The organism is Lysinibacillus sp. COL-1, assembly GCF_059814265.1.
Genome location: NZ_JCAWSJ010000003.1, coordinates 388,454 through 402,501, shown reverse-complemented (window position 1 = coordinate 402,501; position 14,048 = coordinate 388,454). Strand labels below are relative to the sequence as shown.

The 14,048-nt window shown below is 39.0% G+C and carries 12 protein-coding genes; 5 read left to right on the top strand and 7 right to left on the bottom strand.

Features of this window, described 5'->3' with window-relative positions; all coding sequences use genetic code 11:
• Window positions 1–70: 70 nt before the first annotated feature.
• On the top strand, window positions 71–412 hold the full coding sequence (locus AC6BKE_RS06325; RefSeq protein ID WP_036124574.1) for a P-II family nitrogen regulator: 342 nt from the start codon (window positions 71–73) through the stop codon (window positions 410–412).
• Window positions 413–427: 15 nt separating this feature from the next.
• Window positions 428–1,726 carry an ammonium transporter gene (locus AC6BKE_RS06320; RefSeq protein ID WP_342504397.1) on the top strand — a complete coding sequence of 433 codons (1,299 nt, stop codon included), beginning with the start codon at window positions 428–430 and terminating at the stop codon, window positions 1,724–1,726.
• A gap of 148 nt (window positions 1,727–1,874) precedes the next feature.
• On the opposite strand, the gene AC6BKE_RS06315 is transcribed toward AC6BKE_RS06320, so the two are convergent.
• The gene (locus AC6BKE_RS06315) at window positions 1,875–2,375 is read right to left on the bottom strand and encodes a methylated-DNA--[protein]-cysteine S-methyltransferase (RefSeq protein ID WP_499856201.1); all 501 of its coding nucleotides are present in this window, start codon (window positions 2,373–2,375) and stop codon (window positions 1,875–1,877) included.
• A gap of 94 nt (window positions 2,376–2,469) precedes the next feature.
• On the opposite strand from AC6BKE_RS06315, the gene AC6BKE_RS06310 reads away from it, so the two are divergent.
• From AC6BKE_RS06310 to AC6BKE_RS06300, 3 genes are all read left to right on the top strand, one after another.
• Window positions 2,470–3,201: an ABC transporter ATP-binding protein gene (locus AC6BKE_RS06310; protein WP_499856198.1), complete on the top strand. Its 732-nt coding sequence runs from the start codon at window positions 2,470–2,472 to the stop codon at window positions 3,199–3,201.
• Complete coding sequence (locus AC6BKE_RS06305) at window positions 3,198–3,950, top strand: ABC transporter permease (RefSeq protein WP_036124583.1); 753 nt, start codon at window positions 3,198–3,200, stop codon at window positions 3,948–3,950. The genes AC6BKE_RS06310 and AC6BKE_RS06305 overlap by 4 nt, the downstream gene beginning before the upstream one ends.
• Before the next feature lie 74 nt (window positions 3,951–4,024).
• The gene (locus tag AC6BKE_RS06300) at window positions 4,025–4,999 is read left to right on the top strand and encodes a proline dehydrogenase family protein (protein ID WP_499856196.1); all 975 of its coding nucleotides are present in this window, start codon (window positions 4,025–4,027) and stop codon (window positions 4,997–4,999) included.
• A gap of 39 nt (window positions 5,000–5,038) precedes the next feature.
• On the opposite strand, the gene AC6BKE_RS06295 is transcribed toward AC6BKE_RS06300, so the two are convergent.
• From AC6BKE_RS06295 to AC6BKE_RS06270, 6 genes are all read right to left on the bottom strand, one after another.
• Complete coding sequence (locus AC6BKE_RS06295; RefSeq protein WP_036124587.1) at window positions 5,039–5,650, bottom strand: response regulator transcription factor; 612 nt, start codon at window positions 5,648–5,650, stop codon at window positions 5,039–5,041.
• A 21-nt stretch (window positions 5,651–5,671) separates the two neighbouring features.
• A complete protein-coding gene (locus AC6BKE_RS06290) occupies window positions 5,672–6,820 on the bottom strand; it encodes a sensor histidine kinase (protein ID WP_419185187.1) in 1,149 nt (382 codons plus the stop codon).
• A gap of 130 nt (window positions 6,821–6,950) precedes the next feature.
• On the bottom strand, window positions 6,951–7,982 hold the full coding sequence (desA, locus tag AC6BKE_RS06285) for a Delta(5) desaturase DesA (RefSeq protein WP_036124589.1): 1,032 nt from the start codon (window positions 7,980–7,982) through the stop codon (window positions 6,951–6,953).
• Window positions 7,983–8,092: 110 nt separating this feature from the next.
• Entirely contained in the window at window positions 8,093–8,593 is a 501-nt protein-coding gene (locus AC6BKE_RS06280; RefSeq protein WP_036124592.1) for a GNAT family N-acetyltransferase, read from the bottom strand.
• A 105-nt stretch (window positions 8,594–8,698) separates the two neighbouring features.
• Window positions 8,699–12,130 carry a methionine synthase gene (metH, locus tag AC6BKE_RS06275; RefSeq protein ID WP_036124594.1) on the bottom strand — a complete coding sequence of 1,144 codons (3,432 nt, stop codon included), beginning with the start codon at window positions 12,128–12,130 and terminating at the stop codon, window positions 8,699–8,701.
• Window positions 12,123–13,970 carry a bifunctional homocysteine S-methyltransferase/methylenetetrahydrofolate reductase gene (locus AC6BKE_RS06270; RefSeq protein ID WP_499856193.1) on the bottom strand — a complete coding sequence of 616 codons (1,848 nt, stop codon included), beginning with the start codon at window positions 13,968–13,970 and terminating at the stop codon, window positions 12,123–12,125. The genes metH and AC6BKE_RS06270 overlap by 8 nt, the downstream gene beginning before the upstream one ends.
• Window positions 13,971–14,048: the final 78 nt, after the last annotated feature.

Genomic DNA, 14,048 nt, shown 5'->3' with positions numbered 1-14,048 from the left:
AAAAAACAATTGCATTGATTTTTATTCCGCTTTAACATGTAAATTAAATTTACGCAAGGAGCTGGTACACATGAAAAAAATTGAAGCAATCATTCGTCCTGAAGTTTTTGGGGCCGTTCGGGACGGACTTGCAAAGGAAGGAATTGCAGGTTTAAGCGTCTCTGAAATTGCCGGCTGTGGTCGTCAGTTAGGTAGAACAGGACTCTTTCGCGGCAATACGTATGAAATTGAATTTTTACCTAAATTGAAATTGGAAATGATTGTGGACGATGGGAAAATCGATGCCATCGTAGAGATTTTATTGCGTGAAGCAGCAACTGGCAAGGTCGGGGACGGAAAGATTTTCATTTATCCAGTAGAACAAGCAATTCGTATCCGAACAAAAGAAGTCGGATCGATTGCAGTAGAGTAAAGGGGGAAGATGTAGATGGATGCAGTATTATTATCGGTTAATTTAATTTGGGTGATGCTTGGCACTATTTTAGTATTCTTTATGCACGCTGGTTTTGCTATGGTCGAGGCTGGATTTACCCGCTCGAAAAATGCCGTCAATATCATCATGAAGAATTTCCTAACGATTTCCCTTGGTGGCATTGTCTATTTTTTATGTGGTTACGCCATTATGTTCGGCGACACAGTAGGTGGTATTTTCGGCACTAGCGGTTTTGCTTTAAAAGGAGTAGATGATCTTTCCTTCTTTATCTTCCAAACAATGTTTGCTGCAACTGGAGCAACGATTTTGTCTGGCGCTGTCGCAGAACGTACTAATATTTTCGCTTATATCGGCATCATTATACTTATGTCTCTAGTTGTTTATCCTGTTGTTGGTCACTGGGTTTGGAGTGGGCAAGGCTGGTTAACAGATCTAGGCTTTGTTGATTTTGCCGGCTCTACAGTTGTTCACTTAACGGGGGCTGTCGCAGCATTTGTCGCAGCTGTTATGGTTGGACCTCGACTTGGTAAATATGAAAATGGTCGAGTAAATGTAATTACAGGACACAGTATCCCATTAGGAGCTTTAGGCGTATTTTTACTTTGGTTTGGTTGGTTTGGCTTTAATGGAGCTTCAACGTTAGCTGCCGATCCTGAACTTGTTCCTAGTGTTATTTCCAATACATTCTTTGCAGCTGCTGCTGGTGTAGTTGCTACCGCTTTCTATACGAAATTCCGTTACGGTCATATTGATGGCTCCCTTACATTAAACGGTGCATTAGCCGGGCTTGTAGGGATTACGGCTGGTGCTGCGAATGTCAGTATCATGGGCTCCCTCATCATCGGCTTAATCGCCGCGCCATTACTTGTAGAAGGTGTACGTTTCCTTGAATGGAAGCTAAAAGTAGATGATCCTGTTGGAGCGATTGCGGTTCATGGTATTTGTGGTATTTGGGGAACATTGGCAGTTGGTTTATTTGACATTGGTGGTCAAGGTTTATTGTATGGCGGTGGTTTTGGTCTACTGGGGATTCAAGCAATCGGTGTCATCGCAACAGTTGCCTGGGTTAGCGTATCTGTGTCAGCAGGCTTATTGATTATCAAAGCATTTATCCCATTACGTGTAACAGCTGAAGAAGAGATTGCTGGTTTAGATGTAATGGAGCATGGTGCTCCTGCTTACGAATTCCAAGACATTTTCAAAAGCTCTGCTGTAAGAGGAGAAACCTTTGCTCATCGCTTAACACATTTCGGTAAATCACAAAGCAATGTCCAAGAAGAACAACATGTATAGCTAGTGGAAAAATCTGCTCCTGTATCTCTAGATGATGGGGGCAGATTTTTCTTTTTTAGTGGCCTTTAGTTTGGGGATTATTGTTAATTTCCTTTTGCTCGAAACGCTCTTCCCATTGCTCAAACCCCTTCATCAACCTTCACTTAATTTAAACTTGCTCTAACTCAAGTAAAAACTGTTTCATAGCGAGGCCACTTCGGAAGCCTGTTAATTGACCATTTTTGCCAATGACTCGATGGCATGGAATAATCGCTAGTATTGGATTTGCACCAATTGCAGTTCCTACAGCTCTAACTGCTTTCGGATTACCAATGCGTTGTGCGATATTACCATAGGATGTTGTTGTACCATAAGGCAATTCTTTTAGGGCTTCCCAAACGGCTAATTGAAAAGGAGTTCCCTTTACATGGACAGGTAGGTCAAACTCAGTAAGCTCCTGGTTAAAATAAGCGGTTAATTGAGCCTTATATGGCTGTAATTTTTCTGGATTTTCTTCAAAGCCATACCCTTTAAAAGGTTTTTTAGCCCACACTTCTACTTCCTCAAATGATGCATTTGGTGTTCCTATATAGACAAGACCTTTATCTGAAGCCACTAGATACATATCCCCCTGTGTATACGTTAATGTATCGACATACAATATTTGCATTTCCAAATCCCCTACTTTCTACTATTTAAACTGCATCTTCCAGTCATTTCATGCTACATTTATTTTACCGACTATAACAAAGGAGCTTCAATAAATGAATACGTTATATGAGCCTGCCATTCACTTTCAACAAGTTCATTTTTCAGTAAATGACAAAATAATATTAAAGTCAATTACTGGGTCATTTCCAAAAGGGCAAATTACGACTCTTGTTGGTCCTTCTGGTGCTGGTAAAACAACGCTACTTAAATTATGTAATGGTCTTCTGTCACCAACAAACGGGCATATACTCGTTGAAAATCAGCCTATTTCTACATATGAGCCCACCGCTTTAAGGAGACATGTTGGTATTGCTTTACAGGCAGCTCCGATGATAGCAGGTACAGTGCTAGATAATCTCGCCCTTCCCCGTACACTACAGGGGCAAAAACTCTCGCAGCAGGAGGCTGTCCAATATTTAGAGGATGTTGGATTAAACGAAAGCTTCTTACACCAATCAACAAGTGAATTGTCTGGTGGACAACGTCAAAAGGTATCCATTGCACGAACCCTGATCAATCAATCCTCTATTTTATTATTAGATGAAATTACATCTGCGCTGGATCGTCAATCCGTACAAGAAATTGAAAAATTGATTGCTACTATTAACAAAAAATACAATGTCACGATAATTTGGATTACACATAATTTGCAACAAGCATTGACAATTGGTCACTATACATGGGTTATGATGGATGGGGAGTTAATTGAAACTGGTAAAAGTGCTTTACTTAATGCCCCAACGAATCCACGTGTTGCAGTGTTTGTTCAGGGGGTTAATCAATGACATTTACAGCCTTATCCTTAACCCTAATCTTTGTCTGTATTCCTCTCATATTATCTAAAACATTAAAGTTGGGTCTTGAAAAAGATACGCTCATTGCAACGTTACGTTCCATTGTTCAATTGCTTGCTGTCGGCTATATTTTAAAATTTGTTTTTGACGCCAATAGTTATGGTTATATACTTCTCATGGTAGCGCTAATGATTGTCGTCGCAACATTAAATGCACGAAAAAAAGGGGTGGGTATTAAAGGAATTACTTGGAAAATAGCACTGACACTTGTCGTCATAGAAATTGTTACACAAGGTGTCTTGCTAGGATTTCAAATTGTTCCAGCTACTGCCCAGTATATCATTCCGATTAGTGGGATGTTAATTGGCAATTCGATGGTGCTGTCCATTTTATTTTTAAATCGTTTTACAGCTGAAATTAGTAGCCATAAAGATCAAATGGAATTAATTTTATCGCTAGGTGGCACGCCAAAACAAGCCGTTCATCGCCAACTGATCAATGCCGTAAAAGCTAGTATGATTCCTACGATTGAAAGCCAAAAAACAATCGGTTTAGTACAGCTACCAGGTATGATGAGTGGGCAAATTATTGGTGGGGCTGACCCTATCCATGCTGTCCAATTTCAACTTTTAATCATCTTTGCGCTCTTAACAACAGCAACATTATCCAGCATCATGATTGGTTTTTTAAGTTATCCTGTGCTATTTAATGAACGTATGCAAATACTTGATATGAAATAATTGTTAAGCTGAAATGAATATAGTTTAAAACATTTATGTTATACTAAAAAGAAAATGCAGTTAGGAGAATGACCATGTTATTACGCGATTTTTTCATCCAGTTATCTGAAAACCAACTATTAAATAATGCTGCAAAGAAATATGGCCTAAAATTAGGAGCACAGAGTGTAGTAGCTGGTACAAATATTGAAGAAACAATTGCAAGCATCAAAGAACTAAATGCACATAATATTTCTTGTACGGTAGACAACCTAGGTGAATTTGTTTCAAGTAAAGAAGAAGCAACGGCTGCAAAAGAAAAAATCCTTACTGTAATCGAAGCCATCCATGAGAACGGTGTTGCTGCACATATTTCATTAAAACCATCTCAATTAGGTTTAGACATTGATGTTGATTTTTGTTATGACAACCTGTATGAAATAGTAGAAAAAGCCGCTTCTTATGATATATTTGTTAACTTTGATATGGAAGACTACGGCCGTCTTCAAACATCCTTTGATATGGTAGAAGAGTTATCTAAAACATTTAATAATGTTGGTACAGTTATTCAATCCTACTTTTACCGTGCAAAAGACGATATCGAAAAATTCAAGGACTACCGTTTACGTATTGTAAAAGGTGCTTATAAAGAGCCTGTAGAAGTCGCCTATCAAGATAAATTAGATATTGATTTAAACTTTATTGAGTTGATTGAATATCACTTGCTACACGGCAAATTTACGTCAATTGCAACACATGATCATAATATCATCGCACACGTAAAACGCTTTGTTGCAGATCATAATATTCCACTTGATAAATTTGAATTCCAAATGCTATACGGTTTCCGCACTGATATGCAGAAAGAGCTTGCAAAAGAAGGCTATAACTTCTGTGTGTACGTTCCATTCGGTGAAGATTGGTACGGCTACTTTATGCGCCGTTTAGCTGAGCGTCCTCAAAACCTTAACCTTGTAACAAAACAAGTGTTTACGAAAAAAACGAATACTGTTCTTGCTGTAGCAGCAGGTGCATTCGTTCTTGGACGTATAACAAAACGCAAAAAGTAAAAAAACGAACCTTATCGCGCTCATGCGATAAGGTTCTCTTTATTTGTTCCATCCTTTTTCTTTAAAGCGTGCAATGGCCTCAATACGATTACCAACATTTAGTTTTTCTAAAATGGTTGAAATATAATTACGTACCGTTCCAGCAGATAAAAATAGCTCTGCCGCAATTTCCTTTGTCGTCTTGCCCTCTGCCACAAGTGTCAGCACCTGGCTTTCACGCTCTGTTAAAGGATTTTCACTATCATCCTCATAGACAAAATCAACAAGCTCTGGTGCATAAATACGTTTACCGTCCATTATTGTACGAATCCCACTTACTAATTCCTCAATAGGGCTATCCTTTAATAAATAGCCTCTTACGCTCGCTTTCCTAGCACGCTCGAAATAACCTGGTCTGGCAAATGTAGTTAAAATAATGACCTTACAATCTGAGCCAATACTATGCATTTCTTCTGCTGCGTCTAGTCCCGTTTTCACTGGCATTTCAATATCCATAATACAAATATCAGGCTGATGCTCTGCCACCAGCGTCAATGCTTCCTCACCATTTTTTGCTAAGCCGACGACCTCCATATCCTCTTCCATACTAAGTAAAGAGCGAAGAGCCCCTAATAGCATCCCCTGATCTTCAGCGATCACAATTCGTATCATGTCACAAGCCTCTTTTCTATTCTATATGTTCTTCAGATTTTCTTTGACATTTTGATGCGTAATAGCCACTGGTATAGTTACCGTTAATGTAGTACCCTCAACACTTTCAATCTTAAAGGACCCATTAATAAACTCTAAGCGTTCCCGCATTCCCTTCAATCCGTTCCCCGTTTTCCATGCTTGTTTTTTCGTAATACCTTGTCCGTTATCCCGAACGATTAAGTAAACTTCCTTAAAGTTTTGATGGAAAGCAATTTCACATTTTGTTGCTCCACTATGTTTGACAACATTATTAACCGCCTCTTTTAGGCACATGCATAAAACATTTTCGACAAGTGGCGGAACTTGCAATGCATTTTTATCTCCTTCAAAAACAAACTCCATTTCTGCTGCCTTTAGTATTTGAGAAATACGCATTAGCTCATCCTCAAATTTTGCCGTCCGCATGTCTGACACCAATTCACGAACCTCTTTTAAGGCAATGCTTGCCGTCTGGCGTATATCCTTAATCTCAATCAAAGCCTGCTGTGGATCACGTTCAATCAACCTAGAAGCTAGATCACTTTTTAAGCCAATCATGGACAATTTTTGCCCCAAAGTATCATGCAAATCACGAGCAATTCGTTGTCGTTCCTCAAAAACAATTAACTCGGCAATACGTTCATTAGCTGTTTCTAACTGCCCCTCTAAGTTTTCACGTTTATTTTTGGAATAAATCGTTAATGGTAAAAGAACAACAGCTAGAATGGTTAGCACAACAAAAGGTAGCTGCGATAAAAATAAGTGAAGCTCCACAAAGAAGCCGACACCGGTAGATATAACTGTAAACCCAATATGTAGACCGTACATAATATAAAAGCCGACAGGTCTTCGTATGTTGCCAATAAAAAATGCTGTGAAAATAGATAGATACACATAGCCATATAAGATGGTCATGACAATATTGATGGCCATTTCAAAGCTGATCCACATATAAACTAAACCGCTTTTCGAATTCATGGAAAATCGATAGAAAATAAAATAAAGCATTAAAAACGTAATGCCAATCGAGATTTCGATATAAGATGATTTCCTAAAAATGAAGAAAAACGGTAGGAAACAAAAAATAATCCATAAATATACACTGAGCATTGGACTATTCGGAATAATACTATGCCATTTCCTCAACATAATCTCACGCTCTTTCCTACTTTTCCCTTATTATAACAAGAAAATTTAATTTATGCCTGCACATGCTTTAGACAAAACCCATCCTTTTACATAAAACAGCCATCTCGTTTGCAGAGATGGCTGTTTTCAACTAAGCGGCAATACTGCCTCTTGCTTTGCGTTTGATGATTTCATTTACTTCTTTAAACGATACAAATTTGCCTTGATCTTCATCATATAACTTGTAACGTAATGATTCTAAACTTGTACGTAACGTAATCGTTGTTGCCATGTGTAAAGGCGGCGTTTCATTATGTGCTTTTTCAAGATTATAGTTAGGTACTCGAGGAGCTAAGTGATGGACATGGTGGAAACCAATATTCCCTGTAACCCATTGTAAAATCTTTGGCAATTTATAATACGAGCTACCTTCCACTGCGGCTTTAACATAATCCCATTCTGATTCATGTTCAAAATAAGAATCTTCATATGTGTGCTGAATATAAAACAGCCAAATTCCTAAAGAACCAGCAATAAATAAGGTAACGCCTTGGACTAATAAAAATGCTTGCCAGCCCATGAAGAAAATTAAAGCAGCACAAATTCCGACCATAACGATATTCGTTAAAATTGTGTTCAAGCGTTCTTTCTTTCTTGCATCCTTACGATTAAAACGATTTAAGATAAGCACCATATATAATGGTCCTAACCCAAACATAACGAATGGGTTACGATAAAAGCGATACCATAATCGTTGTCCCTTTGAAGCTTGCATATATTCTTCCACTGTCATCATATCAATATCACCAATACCACGCTTGTCTAGGTTTGAGCTTGTTGCATGGTGAATTGTATGTTCACGTTTCCATTTTTCATATGGGAATGATGTTAGCACTCCAGTAAAAAATCCAACCCAGTCGTTTGCCTTTTTACTTTTGAAAAATGATCCGTGTGTGCAATCGTGAAAAATAATAAAAGTTCGTACGACAAACCCCGCTGAAATGGCACTTAAGCCAACTGTTAGCCAAGGTGAAACATCTACTAATAAGTAACCAGCAACCCACAATGCAATTAACGGTACAAGTGTATTTATCATTTGAAAAACACTTTTACCCGTATTAGATTTAGCAAATGGCGCTACATCTTGGCGTAGCTTTTTTGTTTTTTCTTTAATAGTTGCCATCCTTTACTCCCTCGTTTCTTTTTTTCTTATGACCTCATCATAAAACAAGAGTACAAGTCAGTAACAGACGCAAACATCATAAAAAGGATATGACATTTGTCATATCCTTTTTATGATGTTGGTCCATTCAAATGCAACTGATAGAACACAAGGTCTAGCCATTGTTCAAATTTATAGCCTGCATTTTTAATTGTACCTGCATATTCAAAACCTAATTTTTCATGTGCTTTAATGCTAGCAATGTTTTCTCCATCAATGCCAGCAACGAGTGTTTTGACACCACGCTCCTCTGCAATCGCTATAAGCTTATGCATGAGCTTCGTTGCAATCCCCTTTTGATAATGCTCATTATGCACGTAGACGGAATGCTCCATTGTATATTGATAACCAGGGTAAGGACGGAATTGACTATAAGTAGCAAAGCCAGCAACAATCCCATTTTCCACAAATACAAGCAGTGGATTGCCGAATGCTTGCTGCTCCTTATACCATCGCATTTTTTCATCTAAAGTTTGTATATCATATCGGTAGACAGCCTTACTTGTTAAAATAATATCATTATAGATGTCTAAAACCTCAGGTATATCTTTTTCTTCCATGAATCGAATCATCCTGCTCACTTCCTTAATGAAATTGTCCTCACACTCTTCAATGATTCAATGGAATGGATATAGATAGTCAATTCATTGACTATCTATATCCTCCTATTTTACGCCTTAAACATTGAAGTAGCGAGCATCGGGATGAGCAAAAACAATCGCTGAAACAGATGCTTCAGGCTCCATCATAAAACCTTCTGTAAGGTGAACGCCAATATCCTCAGGCTTTAATAAGCCGAATAGTTTTTCCTGATCCTCCAAGTTAGGGCACGCAGGATAACCGAAAGAAAAACGTTGCCCTTGATATTTAGCTGCAAAACGATCTCTCATTGTAAAATCAGTGGCATCTGGGAAGCCCCATTGGTCACGTATTTCTTGATGCATACGTTCAGCAAAGCCCTCTGCTAATTCTAGTGCAGTCGATTGCAGTGCATGGCTTTCAAGGAATTTGCCAGAATCTTTTAACTGACGAGCTGTTGCCATAACCCCTTGCCCTGCTGTTACCACCATGAGCGCAATATAATCCATTTCTCCACTCTCTACCGTTTTTAAGAAATCGGCAAGACATAAAAATGGTTCTACTTGCTGGCGCGGGAAAGTAAAACGTTCAATTTCTGTTTTACTATCGGCAGGATCATAAACAACGACATCATCCCCATCCGCTTGAGCAGGGAAAAATTGATATAAACCTGAAGGCTTTAATAAATCACTTTTTAAATAATCATCTACTAAATCCTTTAGCTCTGTTGCTCGTGAATCACCGGCATCTAGCAATTGCTGAACCTGCCCTTTCAAGCCTAAATGATGTCCCAGCAATGTACGCATATTGACGTATGGATATAAATGCGATACTGCATAGTCTTTCTTCACATGACGACGTAAATCAGCTGGTAAAAATACTGACGCTCCCTTTACAGTACGTACTGGCTTTATTGTTATCTCTTTAGCTGGACGTGCAGCTCTTTTTACATCTGCCTCTAGACGTTTTTGACGAGATTCCTGGATTTCAGCTAAGAAATTCGCACGCGTTTCCTTACCCATTAATAGATTTGCTTGCTCTAATCCCTGCATAGCATCCTTTGAATAAATAACTGGACCATTGTATTCATCTGCAATTTTTGTTTCTGTAAAGCGTCGAGAAAGTGCAGCTCCACCAACTAAAATCGGTACATCAATGCCAGCCTCTTTGAAATCCTGAGCAGTAATGACCATCTGTTGCGCTGATTTTACCAGTAAGCCTGATAGCCCGATAAAATCTGGTTTTTCCTTGCGAATCGCTTCAATCAATTGTGCTGGTGTTACTTTAATGCCTAAATCGACAACCTTATAGCCATTATTACTTAAAATAATATCAACAAGGTTTTTCCCAATATCGTGCACATCTCCTTTAACGGTAGCCAAAACCATTTTCCCTTTTCCAGCACTCTCTTCATCCTTTTCCATGAATTGCTCTAAATGGGCAACAGCAGCCTTCATCACGCCTGCTGATTGTAAAACCTCCGCTACAATGAGTTGGTTATCATTAAACAATCGACCTACCTCAGCCATACCAGCCATTAAAGGACCATTAATAATATCAAGTGGCGCCTCAAAGATTTCGCGTGCAGCATCTAAATCCTCAATCAGCCCTTCTTTTGTACCTTCTAAAATATAATAAGCTAAACGACCTTCAACCGTTTTTGGTATATCCGCTTCGGTCTTTTCTTTCTTTTTATCACGATAAAAGTCTGTGAATACTGCTAATGTTTCATCATTCGTATTAAACAGTAAGTCATTTGCAAGTTTAATTTCTGCCTCTGGAATGGATGCATAACGCTCTAGTTTCTCTGTATTGACAATGGCATAATCTAAGCCGGCCTGTGTACAATGATAAAGATACACAGCATTCAGTACTTCACGGCCAACTGGTGGTAAGCCAAATGAAATATTACTTACACCCAGTACAGTTAATGTCTGTGGCATCTTTTCTTTGATTAGTCGAATTCCTTCAATTGTTTCTAGAGCCGATCCAATATACTGCTCATCACCAGTCCCTACAGGGAACATCAACGGGTCGAAAATGATATCCTCCGGTGCAAGTCCCCATTTTTCAGTTAGTAATTTATAGGAACGTTCGGCAATTTCAAGCTTGCGATGACGATCAACAGCCATTCCTATTTCATCAATGGTTCCAACTACCAATGAGGCTCCATACTTCTTTACGAGTGGCATTACTGCATCAAATCGTTCTTCACCATCTTCTAGATTTATAGAGTTAATGATGGCTTTTCCTTGAGAAAATTTTAATGCTTCCTCAATGACCTTTTCATCTGTCGAGTCGATTACAAGAGGAACCTTAACCTTTTTCACAACCTCCTGCATAAAACCACGCATATCAGCTAATTCATCACGATCAGGGTTGGCTAAACAAATATCAATAACGTGTGCACCATTTTTTACTTGCGCACGTGCAATTTCTGCAGCTTCTTCAAACTTCCCATCAATGATTAAATTCTTAAATTTACGAGAGCCTATAACATTCGTTCTTTCACCAATAAATAATGGACGCATAGAATCGTCATACAATAATGGTTCGATTCCTGATACCGCATGACCATGTGTTTTCTCTGGTATTTGGCGTGGTTTTTCATCTTTTAAAACCTCACGGATAGCTGTGATATGAGCTGGAGTCGTCCCACAACATCCACCTACAATATTAAGCCAGCCCTTTTCTGCAAAGCCTTTTAATTTTTGTGATAAAGATTCTGGTGATTCATGATAGCAACCTTCTTCATCCGGTAAGCCTGCATTCGGATAACAGCTAATATAGCCTGTGGAAAGCTCTGCTAATGAACGAATATGATCCGTCATAAACTCTGGTCCAGTCGCACAGTTTAAGCCAACGGATAGTGGTTTAATATGTTCAATAGAAATATAAAAAGCATCAATCGTTTGCCCTGCGAGTGTTGTACCCATCGGTTCAATTGTTCCTGAAATCATGACGGGTAGTTCTTTGCCAGTTGCCGCGAAAGCACGTGCTACACCTAGAGTACCTGCTTTTACGTTTAACATATCCTGACTAGTTTCTAGTAAAAGGACGTCTGCTCCTGCCTCAATTAACGCCTTCGCCTGTACATAAAAGTTTTCCTCTAGCTCATCAAATGTAATACCGCCAGTTACGGATAATGTTTTTGTTGTTGGACCCATTGCGCCAGCAACAAAGCGTGGCCAATCTGATGTTGAAAAGTTATCCACTGCTTGACGAGCAATTTCGACGGCACGTTTATTAATTTCTTCCGCTTTTGCGCCAAGATCATATTCATTTAACACAAGAGGCGTCCCGCCAAAAGTATTCGTACAAATAATATCTGCGCCTGCCTCTAAATATTTATGGTGAATTTCCTTAATTACATCAGGTCTAGTCAGCACAAGATTTTCATTACAGCCATCAAGCTCCTCCCCGCCAAAATCCTCAGCGGATAAGTTTTCGTTTTGTAGCATTGTTCCCATTGCGCCATCAAGAATTAAAATACGTTTCTCTAGTTGCTTTTCAATCAAGTGCTTAGCCATGTATACTTACCCCTTTTTTCTGTTCATCCAATTGCTCAATATATTTCATCAACTCTAATGTCACATCATAACGTAAAAATGGAGTGATAAGGTAAATGCCATTGAAATACTGGGCAGCCACCTCAACTAATTCCTTCGCAATGGCAATTCCCTCAAATGTTGCACGTTCTTTATCTTCACCACAGGCCTTCATTCTTGCTAAGGCATCTTCAGATAATTTTATGCCTGGCACCTCATGATGTAAGAATTCAGCACTTTTATAACTTGTAACGGGCATAATACCAATATAAATAGGTGCTTGCAAATGCTTGGTTGCCTCATAAATTTCCACAATTTTTTCCTTCGTATATACTGGCTGTGAAATAAAGTAGTCTGCTCCATACTCAATTTTCTTCTCTAAGCGTGCCACAGCACGATCTAATACACGGACATTTGGATTAAATGCAGCAGCTACTGAAAAACTTGCTTTTTTACGAAGTGGTTTACCTGAGAAGGAAATGCCTTGATTTAACTGCTTAATTAATTGGATCAGCTCCATTGATGAGACATCATAAACACTTGTGGCACCTGGGAAGTCCCCAACTTTTGTTGGATCACCAGTAACAGCTAACACATCATGAATTCCTAATGCATTTAACCCCATTAAATGTGATTGCAGACCGATTAAATTACGATCTCGGCATGTAATATGTGTTAGAGGACGTACACCATTAGTACTCTTCAACAATGCACCCATAGCAATATTGCTAATACGTGGAGAAGCCAGAGAATTGTCTGCCATCATGACGACATCTGCTCCTGCATCATACAATTGTTTTGCCCCTTCCAAAAAACCATCAATTTCTAGATGTCTAGGTGTATCTAGCTCTACAATGACAGAGCGTTCGCGCTTTACTTTTTCATGAAGAGGTTCATACTTCGTTGGCTCTGCTTCACGAACAATTTGAATCTTCTCCGGTTTGGCATACTTTTCATGAACTGGTGATAACTCTTCTAAATACTTCTTCGCTGCTGCTATATGCTTCGGTGTCGTACCACAACAGCCTCCAATTAAGCGTACCCCTTGATCACGTAATTCCACAGCCGCTCGACCAAAATATTCAGCTTCTGACTCATAAACGACACGACCATCTTCTAAGTCAAGGAGTGAAGCATTCGGATAAGCCGACATAAATGCCTTATCAGGAAGTTCTACACCTTCAAACGCCTGAATGGTATGGTGTGGACCTAAACGACAATTGACACCCACAATATCCGCACCAAGTTTTTCTAGCTCATGCAGGGCGTTATTTAAAGACATACCGTTTTGTAAAACACCAGGTTCGTGCATGGAAACTTGCGCAATAATCGGTAATTTTGTCTTTGTCCGTAGCATCTTTAAGGTAGCTGTTAATTCTTCAAAATCATAATAGGTTTCGAGTAAAAGGCCGTCTGGATTCCCAGCAAGTAAAACACTCGCTTGCTCCTCAATAGTTGCTAAGATTTCATCTAACGTTGCATCACTTTTACGAATACCACGAATACCACCAATTGTCCCTAAGACAAACTGACCTCCATCTGCCGCAGCTCGCTTTGCGATTGTAATCGCTGCTTCATTAAATTGTTGGACACGCGATTCTAATCCATAGCGAGCTAATTTAATGGCATTTGCACCATACGTATTCGTTTGGATGATATCAGCACCAGCTGCAATATATTCTCTATGAATCTTTTCAATTAACTCAGGTTTCTGTACATTCATTTCCTCATGACAATACTCCAAACCATAGCCATAAAGTACTGTGCCTATTGCGCCATCTGCCGTCAATACATGCGTTTTTAACCTTTCAAGCAATCTCATTAAACTAGCCTCTCTTCCTATATCTCTGTATAATAAAAAGCCTTCTTTTATAAAAAAAAGAAGGCTTTAATGACTCAT

Excerpts from the sequence above, each read along its gene's own strand:
- AC6BKE_RS06310 (WP_499856198.1), top strand. The coding sequence starts at position 2,470 with ATGAATACGTTATATGAGCCTGCCATTCACTTTCAACAAGTTCATTTT.
- AC6BKE_RS06270 (WP_499856193.1), bottom strand. The coding sequence starts at position 13,970 with ATGAGATTGCTTGAAAGGTTAAAAACGCATGTATTGACGGCAGATGGC.
- metH (WP_036124594.1), bottom strand. The coding sequence starts at position 12,130 with ATGGCTAAGCACTTGATTGAAAAGCAACTAGAGAAACGTATTTTAATT.
- AC6BKE_RS06325 (WP_036124574.1), top strand. The coding sequence starts at position 71 with ATGAAAAAAATTGAAGCAATCATTCGTCCTGAAGTTTTTGGGGCCGTT.
- AC6BKE_RS06280 (WP_036124592.1), bottom strand. The coding sequence starts at position 8,593 with ATGATTCGATTCATGGAAGAAAAAGATATACCTGAGGTTTTAGACATC.
- AC6BKE_RS06320 (WP_342504397.1), top strand. The coding sequence starts at position 428 with ATGGATGCAGTATTATTATCGGTTAATTTAATTTGGGTGATGCTTGGC.
- AC6BKE_RS06315 (WP_499856201.1), bottom strand. The coding sequence starts at position 2,375 with ATGCAAATATTGTATGTCGATACATTAACGTATACACAGGGGGATATG.
- AC6BKE_RS06295 (WP_036124587.1), bottom strand. The coding sequence starts at position 5,650 with ATGATACGAATTGTGATCGCTGAAGATCAGGGGATGCTATTAGGGGCT.
- desA (WP_036124589.1), bottom strand. The coding sequence starts at position 7,982 with ATGGCAACTATTAAAGAAAAAACAAAAAAGCTACGCCAAGATGTAGCG.
- AC6BKE_RS06300 (WP_499856196.1), top strand. The coding sequence starts at position 4,025 with ATGTTATTACGCGATTTTTTCATCCAGTTATCTGAAAACCAACTATTA.
- AC6BKE_RS06305 (WP_036124583.1), top strand. The coding sequence starts at position 3,198 with ATGACATTTACAGCCTTATCCTTAACCCTAATCTTTGTCTGTATTCCT.
- AC6BKE_RS06290 (WP_419185187.1), bottom strand. The coding sequence starts at position 6,820 with ATGTTGAGGAAATGGCATAGTATTATTCCGAATAGTCCAATGCTCAGT.